Origin of the sequence: Arthrobacter sp. 131MFCol6.1 (genome assembly GCF_000374925.1) — a bacterium.
GTDB lineage: Bacteria > Actinomycetota > Actinomycetes > Actinomycetales > Micrococcaceae > Arthrobacter.
The window spans coordinates 216,674-240,573 of record NZ_KB895544.1 but is presented as its reverse complement, the minus strand read 5'-3'; the positions used below and the strand labels follow the sequence as shown (position 1 = coordinate 240,573).

Here is a 23,900-nt window from a genome sequence, read left to right as displayed (position 1 = left end):
CCGCCCGGTGAGTTCCCGCCAGTCCGTTGGGCCCGGTGTTGCAACCGGGCCGTTCCTTTACGAAAGGTTCAAACACTCGTGACATCACCAGGAAAGAGCTTCCTTCGAAGCGGGGGACTCCGGAGGGCCGCGGCACTGACCCTGGGCTTGCCGGTTCTTCTGTCCAGCATCGCGATCGCCCCGGCCAACGCGGCCCCGGCGCAAGGCCAGACCGTGGCCGGCGTCGCACAGAAGAATGTTGATCCCAACAACTACAAGGACGGCCGCTACATCGTTGTCCTGACCGAAAAACCGGCTGCGACGTATGCCGGCGGGACGGCCGGCATGCCGGCCACCAAGCCCGCGCCCGGCAAGAAGCTGGATGCCAACAGGGCTGAGGTGAAGAAGTACGAGGCGCACCTCGAAAAGAAGCAGGCCGACGTAGCAGGCAAGCAGAACGTCAAGATCAATCGGCAGTTCACCGCTGCCCTCAACGGCTTCAGCGCAAACCTCACTGCGGATCAGGCCATCAAACTGGCCAAGGACCCCAGCGTGCTGACGGTTGCCCCTGACACGGAAAACGCTCCGGACTACTCCAGCACCGATTTCCTGAAGCTCAGCGGGCCCAACGGAACCTGGAACACGAAGTTCGGCGGCCAGGACGGCGCCGGCAAGGGCGTCGTCGTCGGCGTCATCGACACCGGCTACACCCCGTCCAGTGCGTTTTTCGCCGGGGAAGAGGTCAAGCCCCTCGTCGGGAAGCCCGTCGTCGGTGTGCCGTACAGGACGGCGGACGGCAAAATCGCAATGCTCAAGTCCGACGGCGACACTTTTATCGGTGAGTGCCAGAAGGGCCAGGACTTCGACGGTTCTGCCTGCAACTCCAAGGTCCTGAGCGCGCACTACTTCGCCGAGGACTTCCTGAAGTACGTACCCCCGGGCGACCGTGCTCCGGAAGAACTGCTGTCCCCGGTCGATGTTGCCAGCCACGGCACCCACACGGCCAGCACCTCGGCGGGCAACGCCAACGTCGAGACCTTCGTCGACGGGCGCAGCTTCGGCCTGACCAGCGGCATCGCGCCGGCCGCCAAGCTCTCCGTGTACAAGGTCTGCTGGGAAGACACCGACCCCGACACGGGCGGCTGCTATAGCTCCTCGTCCGTTGCCGCCGTCGACCAGGCCGTCAAGGACGGCGTCGACGTGCTGAACTACTCGATCTCCGGTTCTGCGACGTCAGTTATCGACCCGGTCTCGATTGCCTTCCTGAACGCTGCCTCCGCAGGCATCTTCGTCGCAGCATCGGCCGGAAACTCCGGTCCGACGGCGAGCACTGTCAACCACGGGGGCCCCTGGGTCACCACGGTTGCGGCCAGCAGCTTCTCCCAGGAGCTTCAGGGCACTGTTGAATTCGCAGACGGCACCAAGTTCCGCGGCGCCAGCATCATGAATAAGGAAGTCAAGGACGCCGGCGTGGTGCTTGCTGCCAACGCTGCCGTGGCGACCCCGCCGTCGAGCCCCGCACTGTGCGGGCCCGGCACCCTGGACCCGGCGAAGGTCGCCGGCAAGGTCGTCGTCTGCGACCGCGGCGTTGTCGACCGCGTCGCCAAGAGCGCCGAGGTTGCCCGTGGCGGCGGCGTCGGCATGATCCTGGTGAACCTGAGCAATTCCTCGCTGGACACCGATCAGCACGCAGTCCCGACCGTGCACGTGAACCCGCCGGCCACCGAGGCCATCAAGGCCAAGGTAACCGCCACCCCGGATATCAAGGTGTCCCTTGTCAACAAGGACACGACCGGACTGCCGCTGGAGGCGCAGCCGCAGATTGCCGGGTTCTCCTCCCGGGGCCCGCTGCTGGCCACCGATTCGGACCTGCTGAAGCCGGACGTTACCGCGCCGGGCGTTGCAGTCCTGGCCGGTGTGTCGCCGATTGGCGCAAATGGTGCAAAGTTCGGATTCTTGTCGGGCACCTCCATGGCGGCACCGCACGTTGCCGGTTTCGGCGCGTTGCTCCTGGGCAAGAACCCGAACTGGTCCCCGGCTGCGGTCAAGTCCGCCATGATGACCACGGCAGGCAAAGTGATGAACGCCGACGGCTCCAAGAACACCGACGTCCACGCCACAGGCGCCGGCCAGGTGGATCCGGCACGCATGGTCGACCCGGGTCTTGTCTACGACGCTAACGAAGAGGACTACTGGAAGTTCATTCAGGGCACGGGGATCAACCTCGGCCTGGCGTCCAGCACACTTCCGCGGGACATGAACGTCCCGTCCTTCTCGCTGGGCAACCTCACCGGCAAGATCACCGTGACCCGGACGCTGACCGCCCTGACTCCGGGCGTCTACAAGGTCAAAGCCGATGTACCCGGAATTCAGGTCAACGTGGCTCCGGCGGCCCTGAACTTCAAGGCCGCTGGCGAGAAGAAGACCTTCAAGGTCAGCTTTGAGAACAAGAGCGCTGCCCTGGGCAAGTTCGCCATGGGTTCACTGAGCTGGGAGGGTGCAGGCAAGACCGTCACCTCGCCGATCGCAGTCCGGCCTCAGTCTGTCGTCGCCGCGAAGGATGTCTTCCTGAGCACCGAGTCCGGCACCGGTTCGGGCGACATCAGCGTTGTGTCCGGCACCAACTTGCCCGTAAACATGACGCTGGACGGCCTGTCCAAGGCGGATTCTTCTGCCGTGGAGCTGGTTCCCGGAGCCTTCGCGGGCCGCGCCGATGCCTCGACGTTCGTCAAGACCGTGAAGGTCCCGGCGGGTGCTCCGCTGGCCAAGTTCTCGGTCATCTCCTCTGACCCGAACTCGGACTTCGACATGTGGGTTGTCACGCCACAGGGCGTCGAGCAGGTGGCGACGTCGTCGTCCAGCGAGACGCTCTCGATTGCGGATCCCGCTGCCGGCACGTACACGATCTACGCGAACCTGTACTCCAGCCCGGGCGGCAAGGCCACGAAGGCAAGCGTTGATGCCGCGATTCTCGGTGCCAACGAGAACAATGCGACCGTCTCGCCGAACCCCCTGGTGCTGCCGAACGGTGCAACGGGCAAGATCACGCTGAACTGGACCGGCCTTAAGCCTGGCTCCTACATTGGCCGGATCACCTTTGCCGGTGCGAGCGAGCCGACGTTCGTCAGCGTCGTCGTGAACGCTGCAGGGGTTGCCTCGGTGGCGCCGACCTCGGAAGGCGCGGCCCCGCAGTCCAAGTTCCAGAACCAGGAGCTTGAGCGTCCCAACAACGCCATCTAGGCGCAGCTCAACCTGACAACAAAGGCAATGGCCGGCGGTTCGCACCGCCGGCCATTGCTGTTTCGTGACGCCTGTGAGGTTACGTGTGGTTCAGATTGCCCCGGTGGAACCTGCAACCCCGCCCAGCAGCGGCGCCATCGCCCGCCAGCGGGCGATCTCGCAGCCATCGGTGCGGCTAAACGTGCTGTGGACTTCCCGGCCCAGGAACCAGCCGGTCACCACGGCGACCTGCGGACCGCCGTACTGCTGCGTGCACATCTTCGGCGGTCCCGGCTTGGGAAAGAAGATGGCCTCGCCGTGCTGCGTGACCGCCGCGAGGGCGGCCGCCGAATCCGGCAGCGTGGACGCCGGGGCGACGCTGCCGCCGTCGGCCGCCAGGCGGAAGGTGTACTCCGGCGCTTCCGGGGCCTCCCTCAGCAGGACGGTGAGATCGATGTCGTGGCGGCTGTGACGCTCGTGCGTAGCGTTCATTGCTGTCCTTCCGTGCGTTCGGGGGCAGGGCCGGAACCCATCGACTGGAGCAGGGGAGAAAGCTCCTGTAACAGCCGCTGCCGCAGTTCTTGTGATTCGGCGGAAAACCCCCGCTGGTGCTCAACGTACTCGGCCTTGCCCTCCGGTGTCTCGATCCGGATCGCCGGATACCCCCACTCTTGCAAGTCATAGGGCGAGGCCTGCATGTCCATGGCGCGGATCCGCCACGACAGTTCGAAACAGGCCATGACGAGCTCGCTGGGCAGCAGCGGGGACAGCTTGTAGGCCCACTTGTAAAGGTCCATGTTGGCGTGCAGGCAGCCCGGTTGCTCCATGGCGCGCTGGTTCTCCCGGCTGGGAACCATGCTGTTCAGCGGAACGGCTTCCGGGGTGTAGAAGCGGAAGGCGTCGAAGTGCGAGCACCGGATCCGGTTCTCCTCCACCACCTCGTCGGTGCGCCCGGACCCCAGCCGCAGCTGCAGGTACTCGTGCCGGAGATCGAACTTGTCCTGCCGGTAGACCATGGCCCACTCGTGCAGCCCGAAGCAGCCGAACTGGGCCGGCCGCGCGGCGGTCCCGGCCAGGATGATCCCTGCGAACTGCAGTGCCTCCCGGCGCTCCCTCAGGAAGGCGTCGACGTCGACCGTCACGGCCGGCGACTCCGCCGGCAGCCCGGCGGCTGCGAGTTCCGCGGCGTCGGCCGCGCGGTAATACTTCCACCCGGTCCGCGCCACAGCCTCGGGGCCGGAGAGCACGACGCCGGCGCCCGGGTGCCAGCGCAGCAGCTGTCCGGGCTTCTGGGTGTAGTAGGTGAAGAGGAAATCCTCCACCGGGTGCTTCCGGCCGGCGGAGCGCCGCTCGAGGTAGGGGTCCGCGTAGCGGCGGACACGTTGGACGTGGGCGGCCTGGCGCGGCAGCCACTCTTCCTGCTGGAGGTGCAAGGGCTTAGCTCGCCCCGCCGGATGAGCCCAGAACATCTTTCGCGGCGTTCCAGGCGGCGATTTCACAGCCGTTTGTCAGGCTGAAGCTCGCCTGAACCGCCCTGCCATCAACGACGCCGGTGACGGTGGCCACCTGCGGGCCACCGTACTGCTGGGTGCAGGTCTGGTTCTTGGCGGGCGGGGCGGGGCTGAGGATGGCCGGGTTGTTCTTGATGGCGATGCACGCGGCGGCGGCGTTGGGGTGCTGGCTTTCGGCCGCCGGAACCCCGTTCTGGCAGACCAGCGTGAGGTTGGCCGCGGTGCCGGTTTCGGACGGCTTGACCATGATGGCGAGCTCGGCGTTGCCCTGGCCCGGGCCGGACGGCAGCGGGACCGCGGAGGGGGACGGGGCCGGCGAGGTCGTCTCCGTCTCCGGGGACGGGGAACCGGACGGTGCTGTGGGTGACGGGCTGGAGGGGGTGCCCGTCGTGGTGCCGGAGGAGGGAGAAGGGGTGGGTCCGCCGTTCGGCGTGCAGGCGGTCAATCCGGCCACGGCCATCAGGACGGTCGCCAGAACAAGTGCCGGGCGGCCCGATTGCGTGCGCATCAGCAGTCCTCCTCTGTTTTGCCCAGTCTACCGCCGGGGCGCGTCGTCCGGGCCTGGCCGCGTGGCAGCGATGAGGTCCATCATGGACGCATGCAGCTGCCCGACCTGTTCGCGTGTCAGGCCGAGCCGGGCCATCATGATGCCAGGGACTTCGGTGGCCTGCTCCCGAAGGGCGGCTCCGCGCGGCGTCAGCCGGACGTCCAGGGTGCGCTCGTTGCCTTTCATCCGCTGGCGGGTGATGAAACCGGCAGCCTCGAGCCGGCGCAGCAGGGGCGAGATGGTTGCTGGCTCCTGGGCCAGGGCCTCGCTGATGTCCCGGACCGACCGCGGGCTCGCTTCCCACAGGCACAACATGACGAGGTACTGCGGGTGGGTCAGGCCGAGCCTGTCCAGGACGGGTTTGTAAGCGCCCACGACGCTTCGGGAGGCAACCGTCAGGGCGAAGCAAAGCTGTTGTTCCAGCAGGAGGTCGTCCAGTGCAGCCTGTGCTTCCTGTGCTTCCTGTGCGGCCGGGGAGTCCGGTGCTCCCGACGTCACTCGCCTGTCCTTGATTGCTGGGGTTCCTTCGGTCACACCGACTCCTTCGAATGATTAGTGCACTAATGATTAGCGTACACTGGGAGCATTGTCTTGTTCCCAGGAAAGGATAGCCATGGCCAAGGAGAATGCCGCCGAGAGGTTCATGCGGGCAACCGGTAAGTTGCGGGCGGTGTTCGGGCCGGCCAACCGCAGTTCACTCGGCCACGAGATGACCGACCAGAACCAGCGGCTGCTGGCGATGCGGCAGGCCGAGACGGAACAGTGGGAGACGCTGCACCGGCCCGATGGCAGCACCTATGTGGTGCCCCGGAACCCTGACGACAAATCCCTGCGCTAGATCCCTGCGCTGGATCCCTTTTGGCGGCACCCCACCCGGGCCATTTCCCGCCGTCGGGCGTAAAATGAGGGCACTGACACACCGCAGTGCAGCATCCTGAACCACCCGGGACGAGGAAAGGGGGTGGGACTAGTGACACGTGCTGTTAGGGCTTTCATGGACAAGACCGACAAGTTGAGGCTCCTGTTCGGGCCGGCAAATCGGGGCGACACCGCGGCGCCTGTAGTTCACCGACATGACGACTTCGAGCACGCCTCGGAAGACGATCTGGCTGGCTTCGAGGTCGAGACGGACGCGCAGGGACACCACTACGCAGTCCGGAAGACGGATCTCTGGAAAGAAGAGGTCTGACGGGACCCGCTTCGCCGATTCCGACGGTTCCGGGGGGCCCGGGGTGCCGGGGGCGTCCAGGGCGGCCGCGTGGTACGCGGCCGGAAACGTGGGAATTCGGCCGGCGATGTGGGGACGCGGCCGACGACATGCGGAGATGGGGAAGGGAGCGGCAGGTGCCGCTCCCTTCCCCATTCCCGTTTGCTGCCTGTTTGCTGCCTGCGCCGTCCGGGATTCCGCCCAGGTTGAGTGCGGCTTAGCGGCCCGTGCCGCCGTAGACCGTGGCCTCGTCCTCGCTGTCGAGGTCAAACGCCCTGTGGATGGCGCGGACGGCGTCGTCGAGCAGATCCGCGTGGGTGACCACGGAGATGCGGATCTCCGAGGTGGAGATCATGTTGATGTTGATGCCGGCCTCGGAGAGGGCCGCGAAGAAGCGCGCGGACACGCCCGGGTGCGAGCGCATGCCGGCGCCGATAAGCGAAAGCTTGCCGATCTTCTCGTTGTATTCGATGCTCTCAAAGCCGATCCGGTCCTGGGCGGCGTGCAGCGCGGCCAGGGCCTCGGCGCCCTCGACGATCGGGAGGGTGAACGAGATATCGGTCCGGCCCGTGCCGTGGGTGGACACGTTCTGGACGATCATGTCGATGTTCGAGTGCGCGTCCGCGATGACCTGGAAGATCGCCGCTGCCTTGCCGGGGATGTCAGGTACGCCGACAACCGTGACCTTGGCTTCGGACCGATCGTGTGCAACACCGGAGATGATTGGCTGCTCCAAGGCAACTCCCTCTTGAGTCGTGATCTTGTCGTCGGCGCCGGGCAGGACCCAGGTGCCTTCGTTCTGGCTGAATGAGGAACGGACGTGCAGGGGTACCCCAAAGCGGCGGGCGTATTCGACACAGCGCAGGTGCAGAATCTTAGCGCCGGACGCGGCCAGTTCCAGCATTTCCTCGCTGGAGATGCGGTCGATCTTCCGGGCCGACGCGACCACGCGCGGATCGGCCGTGTAGACGCCGTCGACGTCGGTGAAGATCTCGCACACATCGGCGTCCAGCGCCGCGGCAAGGGCCACCGCCGTCGTGTCCGAACCGCCGCGCCCGAGCGTCGTGATCTCGTTCGTCGTGTGGCTCATCCCCTGGAACCCGGCCACAATCGCGATGTGCCCCTTGTCCAGGGCGGTGCGGATGCGGTGCGGGTCGACGTCGATGATCCGGGCCTTGCCGTGGATGCCGTCGGTGATCATGCCGGCCTGGGACCCGGTGAAAGACTGGGCCGAGGCGCCGAACTTGTTAATGGCCATGGCCAGCAGCGCCATGGAGATGCGTTCGCCGGCGGAGAGGAGCATGTCCATCTCGCGGGCGGGCGCGGAATCGGTGACCTGGCCGGCGAGGTCAAGGAGCTCATCGGTGGTGTCGCCCATGGCGGAAACCACCACCACCACCTCGTCGCCGGCGTTTTGGGCGTCCACGACCCTCCGGGCGACGCGCTTGATGCCTTCTGCGTCCGCCACCGAGGACCCGCCAAATTTCTTCACGACAAGGTGCTTGGTGGCGGCGGCCGAGACGGGAAGCGTCTGCGATCCGGGCTGGACTTCGGTAGTGGGCAAACTCATTCGCGCACCCTCACTGGATCATCGGGGTTCTGGGCCAGGCAACCAAACGGCGCGACGGCGTAACTTCTCACCCCAGTTTATCGCCGTGCTGCCCGCGCCGTTGAATTGTGACCGAATGGCAGACACGCCGGGTCTGTCTCCACGGGACATGCCCAGTGCTGCGGGCAAGGGGGGACATGTTCACCGGCGCCCGTGGGACATGCTCATTCTTGGCCGCCTGGAGTGGACCTGAGGGCATTATGTCCGTTGGCGGGCGCGGGCGCTGGACATGTCCATCGGACCGGGTGGGGGAGTGCGGGCCAGGGGACGGGCATGTTCACCGGCGCCCGTGGGACATGCTCATTCTTGGCGGGCTGGAGTGGGCCTGAGGGCATTGTGTCCGTTGGCGGGCGCGGGCGCGGGGCATGTCCGCTGGGCCGGGTGGGCCCGGGTGTCGCTGCCGGTGGCTGACACGAGTCCGTCAGCTCAGGGCGTTGCGGCGGCCCTCGAAGGCCCTGCCGAGCGTGACTTCGTCGGCGTATTCCAGGTCCCCGCCTACGGGCAGGCCGGACGCCAGCCGGGTGACGGCGATGCCGATCGACTTGAGCATCCGGGCCAGATAGGTCGCCGTGGCCTCGCCCTCGAGGTTGGGGTCGGTGGCGATGATGATTTCCTGGATGGCGCCGTCGTTGAGCCGGGTCAGCAGTTCACGGATCCGGAGCTGTTCCGGACCGATTCCGGCGATCGGATTAATCGCGCCGCCGAGCACGTGGTACCTGCCGCGGAAGGACCGCGTGCGCTCCACCGCCAGGACGTCCTTGGATTCTTCGACGACGCAGATCACCGTGGGGTCCCGGCGCGGGTCGCGGCAGATGTTGCACAGTTCCTGCTCCGTCACGTTCCCGCAGACGGTGCAGAACTTGACCCGTTCCTTCACGGTGGTGATGGCATCGACAAGCCGTTTCATGTCCTGGGGATCGGCCTCGAGGATGTGGAAGGCCAGCCGCTGGGCTGACTTGGGCCCCACTCCGGGAAGGCGTCCGAGCTCGTCGATCAGCTCTTGAACTGCGCCTTCGTACACAATGTCCTCGTTCGTTTGGAATGGGGCCGGGGCCAGCCGGCTGGGGGTCTGCTAGAAGCGGGGCGGCAGGGGGCTTCCGTCCAGGGAACGTTCCTCCACCAGTTTCCCGCCCAGGATGCGTTCGACGGCGGCCCGGCCGAAGACGCCCGATTCCTCGATCGTTTCGTCGTCGGCGCTCGGGATGTCCTGTACGTAGACGGTGGTCGCGGCAGCAGCGCGGGCGGGGGCTTTCGCCCGCCCGGCCTCGGCCTCGGGGCTGTTCGACAGCCGCTGGTATAGGCTTTGCCGGCCCGTCGGGGCAGCAGCCTCCGGAACGGCGGCCACCGCAACAGCCTCCGCAACGGCAGCAGGGGCTACCCGCGGCGCGGCAGGCTCGGCAACGGCCGCAGCCGCTTCGGCCCGGGCCGGGTGTTCCGAGGACAGTCCCGACGGCGCGGACACGACGCCGGCATACTCCGGGATCTGTGCCGCCGCCGGCTCGTAGTGCACCGGAGCCGGTTCGGGCTCGGGTGCCGCGGGCTCGACTTCCGGCGTCGGGTACCGGCCGAGGTTCGAATCTGTGCCGACCGTCCAGACGCCGGGTGACTGCTCGACGGCGCGGGCCCACGCGTCAGCCGACGCGTCAGGGCCTGCGGGCGAGGTCCCGGCCAGGGAGCGGGCAGGGTTGGATGCCTGCGCGGCCGGGGACTTGCGGGCCGGAGCCGCGGGTGCGGCCGCGGACTCGGCGCGGCGCGGCGGGGCGGCGGGTGACGGGTCCCAATCCAGCGGCGGTTCTTCGTCGAGCGGAGGGGCGTCCTCGTCCCGGGGCGGTCCCCAGTCGTCGTCAGGGTCGGCATAGGACCCGGAAGGCTCCGAAGGGCCGTCCGATTCGGCTGCCGGCGCGGCAGCGCGGACCTGGACCGCGGGGGCGGGCGCCTGCGGTTCGGCTGCGCGGACCTGGGCCGCGGGGGCGGGCGCGTGCGGTTCCGCTGCCGGCGCGGCTCCCGTGGGGGCCGGAGTGGGTTGCGCCGATGGCGTCGGGGCGGCGGGAACGGGGGCCTGGGCTACCCCCGAGGGGACGGCTTCAGCAGTTTCGTTGGCCGGCGCTGCCGGCTGCTGGGGAGCCGGGCTCAGGCCCCACGCGACGTCGGCCGATGTTGCCTGCGTCGCAGACGATGCCGGGGTCTCCGGGCTAGCCGGCGCTTTTGGGTTTGGCTCAGAGCTCGCTGGGCTGTTGCTGCCGCCGGCCACGGCCCGGATCTGGCAATCGATGCCGATCGTCTTGTGGATCGCCTGCCGGAGGTTCTCAGCGTGGTCGGCCCGGCCGAAGGCACCCGCCAGCCCCGTGGTGGTGAACGCGAGGGTCAGGACGTGGTCTTCGAAATGGCCCACCTGGGCGTTGGGTTCCACCAGCGCCCAGGTGCTTCGTTTGATCTTGGTGAGCGTTTGCAGGATTTCGGGCCAGGCGCGGCGCAAAACCTCCACGTCGGCTCCGGGGCCGGCGGCAGGGCCGGGAGCAGCGGCAGGCGCCCTGCCCGGCTCGGCAGGTTCGGGCCGCGCAGGGACGGCGGGCGTGGGGGTAGATGCCGGGGCGGCGGAAGGTGCTGCGGCGGACGGGGCCGCCTCCGGTGTAGCCATGCGTGCGGGTTCGGCTGCCGGGGCGGCAGCCACCGGTGCAGTTCCTGACGCGGGCAGGGACGGAGCTGCGGCTGCGGGACCTGCAGCGGGGGCGAGCCGGCTGGCCGCCGCGGGTTCGTCCACCGGCCAGTCGCTGGTGCTGACCCGTGGTGCCGTCAGCGGTTCACGGACGGGCTCGTCCCGCCGAGCGGGCGCGGTGGCCGCGGCCGGCGTCTGCTCGCCCCGGGGCGGGGCGGGTGCGGCGGTGGTGGTTGCAGCAGCCGGTGCCGCGTGTGACGGCACGGCGGCCGCGTGCGCTGCCGCCAGCTGTGGCGCGGCTGCCTGCTCCGTGGGTGCAGGCGAAACGGCGGCAGGTGCGGGGGCGCCGGCGAGGGGAGCTCCGACGTCGTTCCCGGCGTAGTTCAAACGACGCTCGACGCGGTCGATCCGGGCCGCGATGCCACGCTCGGTCTGTTCGGAGCTGGGCAGCAGGATGCGGGCGCACAGCAGTTCCAGGTGCAGGCGCGGCGAGGTGGCCCCGGTCATGTCAGTGAGAGCTGTATTGGTGACGTCCGCGGCGCGGGAGAGTTCGGCCGCCCCGAGGTTGTGCGCCTGGTTCTGCAGCCGGGCGATCTGGTCCGCGGGCATGCCGCGGAGGATGGACTGGGCGCTCTCGGGCATGGCCTGGACGATGATGAGGTCGCGGAAGCGTTCCAGCAGGTCCTCGACGAAGCGCCGCGGATCGTGCCCGGTCTGGATGACGCGGTCCACGGCGCGGAACACCGTGGCGGAATCCGACGCGGCGACGGCCTCCACGACGTCATCCAGCAAGGACGCGTGCGTGTAGCCGAGGAGGGCGACGGCAAGTTCGTAGTCCAGTCCATTTGGTCCGGCGCCGGCCATGAGCTGGTCCAGCACGGAGAGGGAGTCGCGAACCGAACCGCCGCCCGCGCGGATGACGAGCGAGAGCACGCCGGGCGCCACGGGGACGTTCTCCTGGGTGCAGAGCAGCTCCAGATATGCCATGAGTGGCTCCGGCGGCACCAGCCGGAAGGGGTAGTGGTGCGTGCGGGAGCGGATGGTGCCGATGACCTTGTCCGGCTCCGTGGTGGCGAAAATGAACTTGATGTGTTCCGGCGGTTCTTCGACGATCTTGAGCAGGGCGTTGAATCCGGCCGACGTGACCATGTGGGCTTCGTCAATGATGAAGATCTTGTAGCGGTCCCGGACGGGGGCGTAGGTGGCCCGTTCCCGGAGATCGCGGGCGTCGTCCACGCCGCCGTGGCTGGCGGCGTCGATCTCGATGACGTCCAGCGAGCCCGAGCCGCCGCGGGCGAGTTCCACGCAGCTGGGGCACTTGCCGCAGGGGGTGTCCGTGGGGCCCTCGGCGCAGTTCAGGCAGCGGGCCAGGATGCGGGCCGAGGTGGTTTTGCCACAGCCGCGGGGGCCGGAAAAGAGGTAGGCGTGGTTGACGCGGTTCTTGCGCAGGGCCGTCATGAGGGGGTCAGTGACGTGCTCCTGCCCGATAACGTCCGCGAACGAATCGGGGCGGTATCGACGGTAGAGGGCGGTAGTAACAGTCACAGATAAACCCTACCAATCGGCACAGACATAAAAGACCCCTCATGCACCCGCCAGAGCCCGTTTACCCTTGCTACCTTCCGGTCCTGGGGGAGTTCAACAGGATGACGCCACATGAGGGGCCGTCAGCAATATTACCTGACGATTGGGTGTGCCTCGAATTGGCCCGGTTTGGCCCCTCATCCCCGGTGGGACATGCCCAATTTTCGCGGGCAGGAGTGGGCTGGTTGGGGCTATGTCCAGCGCTCGGGCTGGCGGGGGACATGTCCGGTGGTGGGAGGGAGCAGCGAGGGGCATGCCCATTTTTGGCGGCCAGGAGTGGGCTGGTTGGGGCTATGTCCAGCCCTCGAGGGGGCTGTGGGACATGTCCGGTGGTGGGAGGGCAGCGAGGGGCATGCCCATTTTTGGCGGGCAGGAGTGGAGGTGGGACAGGGCGTCGCGGGCAGGTGTGGGCTGGCTGGGGCCATGTCCAGCCCTCGAGGGCGCTGTGGGGCATGTCAGGTGGTTAGGAGGGGGCAGCGCGGGGCATGCCCATCTTTGGCGGGAAGGAACGGGGATGGGGCAGGGCATCGCGGGCAGGCGTGGGCTGGTTGGGGCCATGTCCAGCCCTCGAGGGGGCTGTGGGGCATGTCCAGTGGCGGGAGGGGGCGGCGCGGGGCATGCCCATTTTTGGCGGGCAGGAGTGGGCTATTTGGCGCTATGTCCAGCCCTCGAACGGGCCGTGGGGCATGTCCCGCGGAGGAGCCGCAGGCCGGGGCGGGGAGGCTCAATTGGGCGAAGCTGGAAAGTTCAGGTATTCTAGTATCTGCTTTTGATTCAGAAGCAACTGGAGAATTCGCCTAGCGGCCTATGGCGCACGCCTGGAACGCGTGTTGGGTTAACGCCCTCGGGGGTTCAAATCCCCCATTCTCCGCGGTTGGCCCCGGTCCTCGGACCGGGGCCTTTTTGCGTTCCCGGGCCTTTCGTTTCCCCCTGCATTTGTTTCCTCGTGAGGTTGGCCAGGGGGTGCGTCCTCGCGGCAGCCCTGGCCCTCGCGCCGGCTCCGGTCTTCGCGGCAGGCCCCTCGCGGCAGCCCTGGCCCTCGCGCCAGCCCAGCCATGCCCCGGCCCGGCCCGATAAGTCGGCTTTGGAGCCCGCCCAGTGCACCCCCCGCCCAGTGCACCTACCGCCCCGCGCGCCTGCCGCCCGGCGCACCTGCCGCCCCGCGCTACCGGACCACCGGAGTCGTTTCCCGCCGCTGGCTCAGGCCCGGTAGCCCAGCCGTCGGAGCCGGGCACGGGCAGCTTGCTCGCTCGGACCCGTCCGGCCCAGCGCCACATGCACCACCCCGAGCGTGACCCGGGTGGCCAAGGTTACCGGCAGCGGTATTGGGCCCAGCCGCGCGGTCCGCAGGCCCAGAAGCTCGCGGTACTTGGGCTCGAGGCTTGCCACGGCGGCCGCGAACAGCACCCGGTAGCCAGGCTTGAGCGCTGGGTGCAGGGGTGGGTCTCGAATGAACGCCACCGTCTCGGTGACCCGTTCGTCACAGCGGAGATCGCCGTCGTCGTACCAGCGGTCCAACTGCTGCCGCATTTCCGCTTCGCTTAGCGGCGGGGCCTCGACGCCCATCAGCCGGCCGGCCTGGGCCCACTCACGGACGTAGGCATCCGGTCCGCCAGGAATCGGCCGTCCCCACAGCTTGTGGGCAGAGAGGAACGCGTCTGTGAAGGCAATGTGAACCCACCGGAGCAGTTCGGGATCGTTGGCCGCGTAACTGCGCCTGATGCCGTGGCCGTCCACGAATTCTCCCCGCACCGTCCGGTGCAGCCGAAGGACCCAGTCCGACGCCGCCTTGGCCGTATCGGTGGAGCCATAGGTCACGGTGAAGATCCAACGGATCGTGCCAGCCAGCCGGCCCAGCGGGTCTTCGCGGAAACGGGAATGATCGTGGACTCCGGCCAGCGCGCCGGGATGGAGCGCCTGCATCAGCAGTGCCCGGATTCCCGCCACAATGGTGGGCATGTCCCCGTGCACGGCCCACACGGCCGAGCCGGGCAAGTGGTAACCGGCGTCGTCCCCCTCGGCGAGGCTTGGCACCCACTCGGGCACGGAATCGCGCGTCCCCGTGAACGTTTGTTTGAGTTCGGCCTGCCATTCCCTGAGGACATTGCACATCCTCTATTCTTACCCGGCCCGGGGGCGCGCGGCACCTGCAACGGTGCGGAGAACTACTGGGCCGCCACCGGCAAGCTACTGGGGACATCCGCGGATCGCCGATTGGTCCCGCAAAAGGAACGCGCTGACGGTTCACAGACCCGGCCGTCTGTGGTCACATAGGGAGGTAAGTCCGTGAAGATTGGGGTCTGGCGGACATATTGCGGGAGTCACGTCGTGGGAAAACACTGGGGAAACTCATCGAGTGAGCAGTCAGCGAGGGCACGGACCATTGCCGTGCGCTGCGTGTCCGGAGGCCTGTGCCTGTCCCTGGCCGTGCTGGCATTCGGTGGCTTTCAGGGACTGAGCGCCTTTGCGTCCTACGGCGCGCCCACCGCCGTCCCGACGGCCGCCATGCCGCCCGTCGGGGACGTGGGACCGGAAGCCCTGGACCCCCTGGCCCACTCTGCGGTGACCGCGCCCGCGGGGACTCCCGGCACCGTCACCGCCGACGCCCAGGCGCTCGTGGCCTTCAGCCGGAGCACGGTGGACACGGCCACCCGGGAAGGGGTGCGTGGCGAGCTCAATGTGGCCTCGGCCGCCCTGAGTCGGCCCGCGCCGGGTTTCCTCATGGCTCCGCTGGAATCGCTGGTGCCATCGTCCCCGTTCGGGTTGCGCACCAGCCCCCTGACGGGATTCGCGGGCGAATTCCACTGGGGCCAGGACTTTGCGGCTCCCTGCGGCACCCGCGTGTACTCCGCCGACGCCGGTGTGGTGCGGGCCGTTGGGTGGCACCCGTGGGGCGGCGGAAACCGGGTGGAAATCGATCACGGCAACGGTCTCATCACCACGTACAACCATCTGGAGGCGATCGCGGTCAAGAAGGGCGACTCAGTACGGGTGGGGGAAGTTATTGCCCGGGTAGGTACCACCGGATCTTCCACCGGCTGCCACCTTCACTTCGAAACCATCCTCAACGGCTCCCACACTGATCCGCGCGATTGGACATTGCTCCCCATCAAGCAGGTGGATCAACTCGGCCCCATAGAAATGACCAGCTACTCACCCGACGCCGATAAGGCCACCAATGCGGGGATTGGCTGGGCGATTCCTGTCCGGGAAGACCTGACCCACGTGGTGGCCGGCGGCGTTCAGGAACAGCCTGCCGCGGTGGCCGCCAAGCCACCGGCGAGTGCCTCACCTGCGGCTACCGAAGCCGCCGCCGACAAACCGTCGGCGACTCCTTCCGCCACCCCGACGCCGACCGGGAGTGCGTCCGCGACCCCGACGCCGACGCCGTCGGCGACTGCAACCCCAACTCCGACGCCGACCGGGACTGCGACGACGACGGCACCTGCCCCGCCGACCGGGAGCACACCGACGACACCCGCCGCACCCGCCCCGACGCCGTCGGCAACCGCCACGCCGACGCCGTCGGCAACCGCCACCCCGACGCCGACGGCCACCCCGACCCCGACGCCGACGGGAACAGCCTCCGCCAAGCCATCAGCACCGTTGTCGGTCCCGCCGCCGGTGGCACCGCCGCCCTCCGCGCCTGCGTCGGCCTCCGCAACCGCGACGGAGGCTGCCGCCAAGACGGCCACCCCGGTGCCGGCCCCGATCACTGTGGAGCCGGACCCGGTCACCGCGCCCACCCAAACGCCGAAGCCAAAGACGGCCACGCAGTCGGCCACCACCGCAGTGACAACAAAACCCTCAGCGACGCCCAGCGGCTAGCCACCGCCGCGCCCCAGGCCGCCGCCCCGGCGCCCTGTCCGGGAGGCACACCCATACCCGCACGCCCCGGTGCCGAATAATGGAGTGACCAGTTCAGATTCCCTGCTCCGGACCATCGACACCGCAAGGACGCGCCCCATGACAGCTCTGCACTCCATTCCCCTGACCCTCATCGATGGGACCGAGACCGATTTTGGCCGCTTCAAGGGCGAGGTGGTCCTGGTGGTCAACGTGGCGTCCGAGTGCGGTTTCACACCCCAGTACGCTGGACTTGAGGCACTGCACAACAAGTTCCGGGGCCAAGGCTTCCAGGTCCTCGGCGTCCCCTGCAACCAGTTCGCCGGGCAGGAGCCCGGCGGCGACGCCGAGATTGCCGAGTTCTGCCAGCGCAATTTCGGTGTGACCTTCCCGCTGACGGTCAAGGCCAACGTTCGGGGAAAGAACCAGCACCCGCTCTACGCCGAGCTCACCAAGTTCAAGACCGGCATCCTGCCCGGCCTCGTGAAGTGGAACTTCGAGAAGTTCCTCGTGAACCGCGACGGCGAGGTCATCGCCCGCTTTGCGCCCACCGTTGAGCCGGACGCGCCGGAGATCATCGAAGCTGTTCAGTCCGCCCTCGACTGACCCGACCGGCCCGGGGTCCAGAGGAACTCAGCCCTATCCCTAAGCATGCTTAGCGCCTAGACTGGCCGGACCCTCCAAACATTCCGGGCATCCCCACGGCGCAATCAACTCTGGCCGCCGTCGGCAGTGTGGCCGGGTGTTCCTGCGGAGGGCGCATCAAAGAACTTCGTGAATCACACTAGGGCGCCCACCGCGGGGCCCGTGAAAGCAGGAGGAAATAGATGACAGGGAACAAAGCCGTTGCCTACAAGGGGCCGGGCAAGGTCGAACTGATCGACATTGACTACCCCACCTTCGAACTCAAGGACGGTCCGGGGGTCAACCCCGCCAACGTGGGCCGGCAGGTGCGCCACGGCGTAATCCTCAAAACCGTGGCCACGAATATTTGCGGCTCGGACCAGCACATGGTCCGGGGGCGCACCACGGCTCCCGCCGACCTGGTGCTCGGCCACGAGATCACCGGCGAGGTGGTCGAAGTGGGCCCGGATGTTGAATTCATCAAAGTGGGGGACATCTGTTCGGTCCCCTTCAATATCGCCTGCGGGCGCTGCCGGAACTGCAAGGAGCGCAAGACCGGCATCTGCCTGAACGTCAACCCCGACCGGCCAGGCAGCGCCTACGGCTATGTGGACATGGGCGGCTGGGTAGGCGGCCAGGCCAACTACGTCCTTGTGCCGTATGCCGACTGGAACCTGTTGAAGTTCCCGGACAAAGACCAGGCCCTCGAAAAGATGATGGACCTGACGATGCTCTCGGACATCTTCCCGACCGGATTCCATGGTGCGGTCACCGCAGGCGTCGGCGTCGGGTCCACCGTCTACGTGGCAGGCGCAGGGCCTGTGGGCCTGGCCGCGGCGACCAGCGCCCAACTCCTGGGTGCCGCCGTCGTGATTGTGGGTGACATGAACGCGGACCGCCTGGCGCAGGCACGCAGCTTCGGTTGCGAGACCATCGACCTGAGTAAGGGCGGCCCTGCCGAGCAAATTGAGCAGCTCCTCGGCGTCCCGGAAGTCGATTGCGGCGTGGATGCGGTGGGATTTGAGGCCAAGGGCCACGGGGCCGGAGCCCACGAAGCCCCCGCCACCGTCCTGAACTCGCTGATGGAAGTAACGGCCGCCGGCGGTGCCCTGGGCATCCCCGGGCTCTATGTCACCGGGGACCCGGGCGGCGTGGACGAGGCCGCGAAGAAGGGCTCGCTCTCGCTCAGCCTCGGAACGGGCTGGGCGAAGTCGCTCAGCTTCACTACGGGACAGTGTCCGGTCATGAAATACAACCGGCAGCTGATGATGGCGATCCTGCATGACAGGGTGCATATCGCCAAAAACGTCAACGCGAAGGCGATTTCCCTGGAGGACGCGCCGAAGGGCTACGCGGAATTCGACGCCGGCGCGGCGACGAAGTTCGTGCTTAACCCCAACGGGTACCTGAGCTAGCGGAAACGGTGAACCCGGCGGCACTGTCCGTCCCGCCCCGTTGACCCGGGGAATGGGGAGTGCCGCCGGGCGGCCGCGGTTTGTATATGCCGGCAAGTGCATGTGAGGGTGGGCCACCTGTTAACGCCCACTTTTCCAATATGCCTGTCGCAGTTTTTACATTGTTTGCCTAATGTCTGGTTGGATAGTTGTTACTGAGAGGGACACTGGAGGCACCGCTTCCACCCAACCAAGAAGGCAGCAATGGAGCGCATCGAGGCCGAGCACCCCCGGCCACGTCATTTCCTACTTCACCTGAGCGACCCCCACTTGCTGGGGGGTCCGCAACCCCTGCACGGCGTCGTGGACAGCGAAGCCCTGCTCAGGCAACTCTTCGAGGAGGTCCACGCCTCGGGGGCACGCCCCGAAGCCGTGATCTTCACGGGCGACCTGGCTGACCTGGGGGAACCCGAAGCGTATGCCAAGCTCCGCGCCATCGTGGATCCGGCGTGCGAGGCCTTAGGGGCCAAGGTCATCTGGGCGATGGGCAACCACGACGACCGGGCCAATTTCCGGGCCGGGCTCCTGGACCAGGCCGACAATGACGCCCCACTGGACCACAGCTACTTCGTCAACGGGCTGCGCATCATCACCCTGGACACCTCGGTGCCCGGCTTCCACCATGGCGAATTGAGCCACGACCAGCTGGACTGGCTCGCTGCTGAGCTGGCCACACCGGCCCCGGACGGGACCATCCTGGCCCTGCACCACCCGCCGGTACCGTCCGTGCTGGATCTTGCCGTGCTCGTGGAGCTCCGGGGCCAGTCGGCGCTTGCCGGCGTCTTGCGCAACTCCGATGTCCGCGCCATCCTGGGCGGCCACCTGCACTATTCGACCACGGCAACGTTCGCGGGCATCCCCGTGTCCGTGGCTTCAGCCACCTGCTACACCCAGGATCTGAACGTTCCTGTCGGCGGCACCCGAGGCCGCGACGGCGGGCAGGCGTTCAACCTGGTCCACGTCTACGAACACACGATCGTGCATTCTGTGGTGCTGCTCGGGGACACGCCGGCGGTGGGGGAGCTGGTCTCTCCCGAGGAAGTCCAGCGCCGGCTCGCGGCCGCAGGGATCCATATTCCTGAGAAGGCCAAGCTCGAGGCCCCGTCCCGGACGCCGGCGCACCGCAGGTACACCACCCTGAACTGATTCACTCCCTGGCTGACGCGGCGCCCGCTTTGGTCACGGTTCGTTACTTCTCCCAGGGCGCCTTGATGGGGTAGTACTTCTCCAGGAAGTCCGTGACCAGTTCGGCCCGCTCTTCCGCCGGGACCTCGGGGAAGCTGCCGTCGTTGAGGCAGAAGAAGTCCATGTTCCGCTTGGCCAGGAGCTTGGGCAGGTAGTTCAGGCCGGCCCGCGCCGTTGTGTCCACATATCTCACCTTGGCGGCCGTCTGGGTCACGGCCCGGCCAGTGAGCAGCGCGTAGTAGTGGTAGAACGAGTTGGTCACGGAGATGTTGTCCGCTGCCCGGAAGGTGCTCGCGGCGGTCTTGGCAAACTCGGCCGGGAACTCCTGCTCCATCTGCTCGACCACGCTGCGGCGCAGCGGGGCCGCCGTGTGCTCCAGGTGACGGGTGGTGATGCGGCCGAAGCGGTTCCAGAGCAGCTTGCGGTTCACCCGGGCGGCGTTCTCAAAGCCGCTGCGTTCGGCGTCGTTGTCGCCCAGCCCGATCCGGGTCTCGGCCTCGATGAACTTCGTGATGCCGCCCGGGGTGAAGAACATGTCCGGGCCCACGGCACGGCCGAAGAACATGTCGTCGTTCGAATAGAGGAAGTGCTCGGAGAGCCCCTCGATGTGGTGCAGCTGACACTCCACGGCCTGCGAATTGTGCGTGGGCAGAACCGACGTGTCGGCGAAAAACTCTTCGCTCCGGACGATCGTCACACTCGGGTGGTCGGCCAGCCATGACGGTGCGGGGGAGTCCGTGGCGATGAAGATCCGGCGGACCCACGGCGCAAACATGTACACCGAGCGCAGGGCGTACTTGAGCTCATCGATCTGGCGGAAGCGGGCCTCGTGGTCATCCCCCTCGCCCACCACCACGCCGGCCATGCGGGCGCGGCGGGCCGCGATGTACTCGGGGGAGCTGCCGTCCACCCATGAGAACACCAGGTCGATGTCGAAGCTGATGTCGCTGGCGTGGTCGGCGAACATGTTCTCAATGGTGGGCCACGTGTGGCCGTAGCGTTCCACGGTGCCGCGCACTGCGTCCTGGGCCAGCATGGTGCGGCGCGTCAGGGAGTTCTCGATCGGCAGGATCAGCTGATCGCCTTCGAAGCTCCACAGCTCCAGCTGGACGCCGGCGGACGCCCCGAATTCAAATCCGCCTTCGGGTTCCACCCGGGGCCGGTAGAGCCGGAAGATCCGGGCCTGGCGGTTCGGCGACAGCTCGCCGTCGGCCACCAGCACGGAGGACTTCTTCTTGGCGTCCACGCTCATGGAATACAACGGCTCGTCGCGGCACGCCTCCACGAGGGCGTCGCGGAGTTCCTTGCGGTCTTTCCAGTCGACGGCGACCACGGGGCGGTGGTTGTTGCCGCGGACCAGCAGGTAGCCGATGCCGGCGCCGGCCAGGACGGAACGCAGGAACATCAGGTCCTCGACCATGGCCTGGTACGGCGTGCGGTTTTCGTTGATCAGCGCATAGCGGCCGCGGTGGCGGACAACGTCGGAGCGGGTCCGGAATCTGGCGACCGCGGCCGCCGACGTGACCTCGGCGTGGGCGTCCACAGATGCCTGGCTGCCATAGTAAATCTCGTCTTGGATCGCTGCTTCGGTAATGTCTGAGCTCCCGCTTCTATCAGTGCGTTGGTGTCTACTTGCATGATAACGCGGGCCTCAAAATTGCCGCGGAAAACCGGCCGCCACGCGGCGGACGTGCCGGCGAACCGCCACGGGCAAAAACGGCGGCAGGAGGCCTCAGCCGGTGACGACGGCCAGCCAGTGGTGCAGGAAGGCGGCACCGGCGTCGTCGTGGATCACGTCTTCGCCGAGCCCCAGATCGGCGGCGGTGAGAACCTCGTAGGGTTTGACCGGGATGCCGTCCGCGGGCCGGACGTCGACGTGCTTCACGGCGTGGTCGTTGTGGTGCAGCCAGTCGGCCATGGCGTAGTCCGTGCGGGAATCGCCCACCGTGCGCCAGGCCTGCGGCGTGATGCCCTGCGCGGCCAGGAACTCCACGGCCCGGCTCGCGCCCAGGTCCTTGCCCAACCGGACCGATTCGATATCGGTGGAAATGATGGTCGGATCGACGCGGAAGTCGACCTGGTCATCCGAATCGGGGACATGGTGGTCCAGCCGCACCACGCCGAGCCCGTGCCGGGCCATGATGCCCATGGCGTCGGCGTCGAAGAGTTCCTGCTCGGCCCGGTAGTCCGGGTTGGCGACGGCAATGTGCTGCTCCACGGAGACCATGGCCCGCTTGGTTTCGTCGTAGAACATGTGGGCGGAGTAGTCCTCGGCCACCAGGCGGCGGACGTCGTCGCCGAAGGCGCGCGGAATGGCGAGCTCGTGGTCCACGTGGACGGGGCCGGGGCCTTCCGCGGTGTAGCTGAACCAGACGGCGCCCTTCTCGCAAATGGCGTGGATCAGGGTGCCGGCGGGCATCCCCGCGGCGATCATCGGTTCCATGACCTGCTCGCGGATGAACGCGTCCGACCGGCCGGTGTTGAAGATGACCGGCACGCCGGCGGCGGCCAGGGCCACCAGGTCGGCGATGATGCCGGGCTGCACCTCGCGGGTGACCGGGCTCGCGACCGGACCGTCGACGTCGAGCAGCAGCGCCAGCACGGGGGCCGACGACGACGGAACAGGGACAGTCTCGGGTGAAGTCATACGGCCATTCTGTCAGCCGCACGGGACGTTTGGGTGAACCGTGCGGCAGATCCACGGCCCGGCGCCGGATGTGACAGGCGGCAGGGCGTCGTGTGACAAATGGTTACCGTTTGGCCACAACCTCACGCCGCCCGGGGACATTCATTCCTTCGGGCGTCGAAGTTCCCTAGGCTGGCATGGTGATATTCAAAGCTGTGGGCGAGGGACGCCCTTACCCCGACCATGGTTACACCACGCCCAAGGACTGGGCGGCCCTGCCGCCGCGTCCTGTGCGGCTTGATGAGCTGGTGACCACGAAGCGCACACTGGACCTTGAAGCCCTGCTGGCCGAGGACTCCACGTTTTTCGGTGACCTCTTTCCGCACGTCGTGGAATACCGTGGCGTCCTCTACCTTGAAGACGGCCTGCACCGGGCAGTCCGCACCGCGTTGCACCAGCGCACCGCAATCCACGCGCGGGTCCTCGTGATAAATGGCTAGGAAGCCGCCAGACGTCAAAGTCCTGCACGGGCACCGCGTCATCAGTGGCTCCGAGCTGCGGGCCACGTTCGTGGAGCAGGACAATACGGCAGAGAACCCCATTCGGCTGCGGCGCAGGATCCTGCACGGCGTTGTCCTGGTGATGCTTGTCGGCCTGATCGTGGCCGCGATCGTGGTGGCCCTGGCCATCATGAATGGCCAGATCAAGATCCCCGGGGCGGAGCGGAGCAAGGCGGCCGTGTCGGTGTGCCCGGCAGCCACCTACGACTACGCGCCGCCGGAGAAGGTCCACGTCAACATCTACAACTCCACGAGCCGGCCGGGACTGGCCCGGAGCGTGGCCGACCAGCTTGCCGCCCGGAAGTTCCTGGTGGGTGCCGTGGGGAACACGACGTCGAGCTACCGCGGCGTGGCGCTGGTGGTCTCCGGCGCTGCCGGCCAGTCGGCCGCCTTCAGCGTCCAGCGCCACGTGCCCGGTTCGGACTATGTCCAGGACGGCCGCGCGGACCCGAGTGTGGACGTGATCATCACGGGCGACTTCAAGGAACTGGCCAAGCCGGAACTCGTGGACCAGACGCCGGGCCAGCTCAGCTGCCCCCGCGAGAACCGGCGCATCGTGGATGAGGCCACGTTGCCCGCCGTACCGACGGCGACGCCCGGCATGGGCTAGGCACGCACTCCAAGCGACGGCAGCCTAGCGGATGGTGCGGACCGGCCGGCCCGCGTCGTCGAACCTGGCCCCGGCTCCCAGCTGGACAAACCGCACCGTCCGGGCGAGCCGAGCCTCGGCTTCGGCGTCCTGGCCCGCACCGTCGCCACGCGCAGCGCTGGAGGAGAGCGTGCCGTGGATGAGCTGGGCCAGCTGGGCAATGTCCGACTCGGGCAGGTACCCCTGGGCCATGCCGTCGCGCAGGATGCCCCGCAGGAGCACGCTGAGCTCACCCACGTGGTCGGCGAGTTTGGCGAACGACGACGGCGAGAGTACCGCCGCCATGGCCGGCCCCGGCGGCAGGTGGCGCCGGCTCAGGTCCTCCACCTGGGCACGGACGTAGACGGCCAGGCGCTCCACCGGGTTCTCCAGTGCATCGAGGGATTCGCGCAGATCGAGCAGGAACCGCTCGGTCTCATCCAGGGCGTAGGCGATGAGGAGCTCTTCGATGTCTGCATAGTAGTTGTAGACGGCGGTCCGGCCGATCTGGGCGTGGCGCGCGACGTCCGTCATGGTCAGGCCGGGGAGCCCGTGGGTGAAGAGGAGTTCCCCGAATGCGGTCAGAATGCGGCGCTGGGTCTCGGCACGTTGGGCGGCGTTGCTCGCGGCCGAAATCCTAGGCATACGGACACTTTAGCGCGATC

20 protein-coding genes, 1 tRNA gene and 1 other RNA gene are annotated in these 23,900 nt (G+C 67.6%); 10 read left to right on the top strand and 12 right to left on the bottom strand.

The genetic code is table 11. The features are described 5' to 3' along the window. Nucleotides 1-78 precede the first annotated feature (78 nt). Nucleotides 79-3,219, top strand: a complete 3,141-nt coding sequence (locus tag C566_RS0111025) for a S8 family serine peptidase (RefSeq protein WP_231386322.1) — start codon at nucleotides 79-81, stop codon at nucleotides 3,217-3,219. Nucleotides 3,220-3,309: 90 nt separating this feature from the next. Here C566_RS0111025 and C566_RS0111020 read toward each other — a convergent pair whose 3' ends face one another. From C566_RS0111020 to C566_RS0111005, 4 genes are read right to left on the bottom strand one after another with little or no spacing between them, the layout of a single operon-like run. After that, the gene (locus C566_RS0111020) at nucleotides 3,310-3,690 is read right to left on the bottom strand and encodes a hypothetical protein (protein ID WP_018774399.1); all 381 of its coding nucleotides are present in this window, start codon (nucleotides 3,688-3,690) and stop codon (nucleotides 3,310-3,312) included. Continuing rightward, on the bottom strand, nucleotides 3,687-4,667 hold the full coding sequence (locus C566_RS0111015) for a hypothetical protein (protein WP_051082298.1): 981 nt from the start codon (nucleotides 4,665-4,667) through the stop codon (nucleotides 3,687-3,689). The genes C566_RS0111020 and C566_RS0111015 overlap by 4 nt, the downstream gene beginning before the upstream one ends. Continuing rightward, entirely contained in the window at nucleotides 4,636-5,217 is a 582-nt protein-coding gene (locus C566_RS0111010; protein WP_018774397.1) for an SSI family serine proteinase inhibitor, read from the bottom strand. The genes C566_RS0111015 and C566_RS0111010 overlap by 32 nt, the downstream gene beginning before the upstream one ends. Nucleotides 5,218-5,244: 27 nt before the next feature. After that, nucleotides 5,245-5,754, bottom strand: coding sequence for a MarR family transcriptional regulator (locus C566_RS0111005; RefSeq protein WP_018774396.1), 510 nt, complete (start codon nucleotides 5,752-5,754; stop codon nucleotides 5,245-5,247). A 115-nt stretch (nucleotides 5,755-5,869) separates the two neighbouring features. On the opposite strand from C566_RS0111005, the gene C566_RS0111000 reads away from it, so the two are divergent. After that, nucleotides 5,870-6,094, top strand: a complete 225-nt coding sequence (locus C566_RS0111000; RefSeq protein ID WP_018774395.1) for a hypothetical protein — start codon at nucleotides 5,870-5,872, stop codon at nucleotides 6,092-6,094. 156 nt (nucleotides 6,095-6,250) lie between these two features. Beyond that, nucleotides 6,251-6,445, top strand: coding sequence for a hypothetical protein (locus C566_RS0110995; protein WP_043466742.1), 195 nt, complete (start codon nucleotides 6,251-6,253; stop codon nucleotides 6,443-6,445). A 235-nt stretch (nucleotides 6,446-6,680) separates the two neighbouring features. Here C566_RS0110995 and C566_RS0110990 read toward each other — a convergent pair whose 3' ends face one another. The 4 genes from C566_RS0110990 to ffs all read right to left on the bottom strand — a co-directional run bounded on the left by C566_RS0110990 (nucleotide 6,681) and on the right by ffs (nucleotide 12,397). Continuing rightward, on the bottom strand, nucleotides 6,681-8,033 hold the full coding sequence (locus tag C566_RS0110990) for an aspartate kinase (protein ID WP_018774393.1): 1,353 nt from the start codon (nucleotides 8,031-8,033) through the stop codon (nucleotides 6,681-6,683). A gap of 460 nt (nucleotides 8,034-8,493) precedes the next feature. After that, entirely contained in the window at nucleotides 8,494-9,093 is a 600-nt protein-coding gene (recR, locus tag C566_RS0110985) for a recombination mediator RecR (protein WP_018774392.1), read from the bottom strand. Between the two features lie 51 nt (nucleotides 9,094-9,144). Next, the gene (locus C566_RS0110980) at nucleotides 9,145-12,273 is read right to left on the bottom strand and encodes a DNA polymerase III subunit gamma and tau (protein WP_081627315.1); all 3,129 of its coding nucleotides are present in this window, start codon (nucleotides 12,271-12,273) and stop codon (nucleotides 9,145-9,147) included. Nucleotides 12,274-12,300: 27 nt separating this feature from the next. Further along, nucleotides 12,301-12,397: signal recognition particle sRNA small type (gene ffs / locus C566_RS22395), an RNA gene on the bottom strand. A gap of 701 nt (nucleotides 12,398-13,098) precedes the next feature. On the opposite strand from ffs, the gene C566_RS0110975 reads away from it, so the two are divergent. Then, nucleotides 13,099-13,183: transfer RNA gene (locus tag C566_RS0110975), tRNA-Ser, on the top strand. Between the two features lie 329 nt (nucleotides 13,184-13,512). On the opposite strand, the gene C566_RS0110970 is transcribed toward C566_RS0110975, so the two are convergent. Continuing rightward, nucleotides 13,513-14,424 (bottom strand): oxygenase MpaB family protein, encoded by a 912-nt coding sequence (locus tag C566_RS0110970; RefSeq protein ID WP_018774390.1) that lies wholly within the window; start codon nucleotides 14,422-14,424, stop codon nucleotides 13,513-13,515. Nucleotides 14,425-14,709: 285 nt separating this feature from the next. Between C566_RS0110970 and C566_RS22390 the strand changes: the two genes are divergently transcribed. The 4 genes from C566_RS22390 to C566_RS0110950 all read left to right on the top strand — a co-directional run bounded on the left by C566_RS22390 (nucleotide 14,710) and on the right by C566_RS0110950 (nucleotide 19,382). Next, nucleotides 14,710-16,140, top strand: coding sequence for a M23 family metallopeptidase (locus C566_RS22390; protein WP_155846861.1), 1,431 nt, complete (start codon nucleotides 14,710-14,712; stop codon nucleotides 16,138-16,140). 138 nt (nucleotides 16,141-16,278) lie between these two features. Continuing rightward, nucleotides 16,279-16,764 carry a glutathione peroxidase gene (locus C566_RS0110960; protein WP_018774387.1) on the top strand — a complete coding sequence of 162 codons (486 nt, stop codon included), beginning with the start codon at nucleotides 16,279-16,281 and terminating at the stop codon, nucleotides 16,762-16,764. Nucleotides 16,765-16,985: 221 nt separating this feature from the next. After that, on the top strand, nucleotides 16,986-18,197 hold the full coding sequence (gene fdhA, locus C566_RS0110955; protein ID WP_018774386.1) for a formaldehyde dehydrogenase, glutathione-independent: 1,212 nt from the start codon (nucleotides 16,986-16,988) through the stop codon (nucleotides 18,195-18,197). A 243-nt stretch (nucleotides 18,198-18,440) separates the two neighbouring features. Further along, the gene (locus C566_RS0110950) at nucleotides 18,441-19,382 is read left to right on the top strand and encodes a phosphodiesterase (protein WP_018774385.1); all 942 of its coding nucleotides are present in this window, start codon (nucleotides 18,441-18,443) and stop codon (nucleotides 19,380-19,382) included. 43 nt (nucleotides 19,383-19,425) lie between these two features. Here C566_RS0110950 and C566_RS0110945 read toward each other — a convergent pair whose 3' ends face one another. Then, complete coding sequence (locus tag C566_RS0110945; protein WP_018774384.1) at nucleotides 19,426-20,964, bottom strand: stealth family protein; 1,539 nt, start codon at nucleotides 20,962-20,964, stop codon at nucleotides 19,426-19,428. 189 nt (nucleotides 20,965-21,153) lie between these two features. Continuing rightward, nucleotides 21,154-22,068 carry a hypothetical protein gene (locus C566_RS0110940; RefSeq protein ID WP_018774383.1) on the bottom strand — a complete coding sequence of 305 codons (915 nt, stop codon included), beginning with the start codon at nucleotides 22,066-22,068 and terminating at the stop codon, nucleotides 21,154-21,156. Between the two features lie 179 nt (nucleotides 22,069-22,247). Between C566_RS0110940 and C566_RS0110935 the strand changes: the two genes are divergently transcribed. Together C566_RS0110935 and C566_RS0110930 are read left to right on the top strand one after the other, a co-directional pair. Continuing rightward, nucleotides 22,248-22,547 (top strand): type II toxin-antitoxin system VapB family antitoxin, encoded by a 300-nt coding sequence (locus tag C566_RS0110935; protein WP_026266597.1) that lies wholly within the window; start codon nucleotides 22,248-22,250, stop codon nucleotides 22,545-22,547. Further along, on the top strand, nucleotides 22,540-23,217 hold the full coding sequence (locus C566_RS0110930) for a LytR C-terminal domain-containing protein (protein ID WP_018774381.1): 678 nt from the start codon (nucleotides 22,540-22,542) through the stop codon (nucleotides 23,215-23,217). Before C566_RS0110935 ends, C566_RS0110930 begins: the two co-directional genes overlap by 8 nt. A gap of 24 nt (nucleotides 23,218-23,241) precedes the next feature. Here the strand turns inward: C566_RS0110930 and C566_RS0110925 are convergent, their stop codons facing one another. Further along, entirely contained in the window at nucleotides 23,242-23,880 is a 639-nt protein-coding gene (locus C566_RS0110925) for a TetR/AcrR family transcriptional regulator (RefSeq protein ID WP_018774380.1), read from the bottom strand. Nucleotides 23,881-23,900 lie beyond the last annotated feature (20 nt).

Bases quoted from the DNA above. Each gene is read 5' to 3' on its own strand.
- C566_RS0111000 (WP_018774395.1), top strand. From the start codon at position 5,870: ATGGCCAAGGAGAATGCCGCCGAGAGGTTCATGCGGGCAACCGGTAAG.
- C566_RS0110970 (WP_018774390.1), bottom strand. From the start codon at position 14,424: ATGTGCAATGTCCTCAGGGAATGGCAGGCCGAACTCAAACAAACGTTC.
- C566_RS0110990 (WP_018774393.1), bottom strand. From the start codon at position 8,033: ATGAGTTTGCCCACTACCGAAGTCCAGCCCGGATCGCAGACGCTTCCC.
- C566_RS0111015 (WP_051082298.1), bottom strand. From the start codon at position 4,667: ATGTTCTGGGCTCATCCGGCGGGGCGAGCTAAGCCCTTGCACCTCCAG.
- C566_RS0111020 (WP_018774399.1), bottom strand. From the start codon at position 3,690: ATGAACGCTACGCACGAGCGTCACAGCCGCCACGACATCGATCTCACC.
- C566_RS0111010 (WP_018774397.1), bottom strand. From the start codon at position 5,217: ATGCGCACGCAATCGGGCCGCCCGGCACTTGTTCTGGCGACCGTCCTG.
- C566_RS0110995 (WP_043466742.1), top strand. From the start codon at position 6,251: ATGGACAAGACCGACAAGTTGAGGCTCCTGTTCGGGCCGGCAAATCGG.
- fdhA (WP_018774386.1), top strand. From the start codon at position 16,986: ATGACAGGGAACAAAGCCGTTGCCTACAAGGGGCCGGGCAAGGTCGAA.
- C566_RS0110930 (WP_018774381.1), top strand. From the start codon at position 22,540: ATGGCTAGGAAGCCGCCAGACGTCAAAGTCCTGCACGGGCACCGCGTC.
- C566_RS0110925 (WP_018774380.1), bottom strand. From the start codon at position 23,880: ATGCCTAGGATTTCGGCCGCGAGCAACGCCGCCCAACGTGCCGAGACC.
- C566_RS0110940 (WP_018774383.1), bottom strand. From the start codon at position 22,068: ATGACTTCACCCGAGACTGTCCCTGTTCCGTCGTCGTCGGCCCCCGTG.
- C566_RS0110950 (WP_018774385.1), top strand. From the start codon at position 18,441: ATGGAGCGCATCGAGGCCGAGCACCCCCGGCCACGTCATTTCCTACTT.
- C566_RS0110960 (WP_018774387.1), top strand. From the start codon at position 16,279: ATGACAGCTCTGCACTCCATTCCCCTGACCCTCATCGATGGGACCGAG.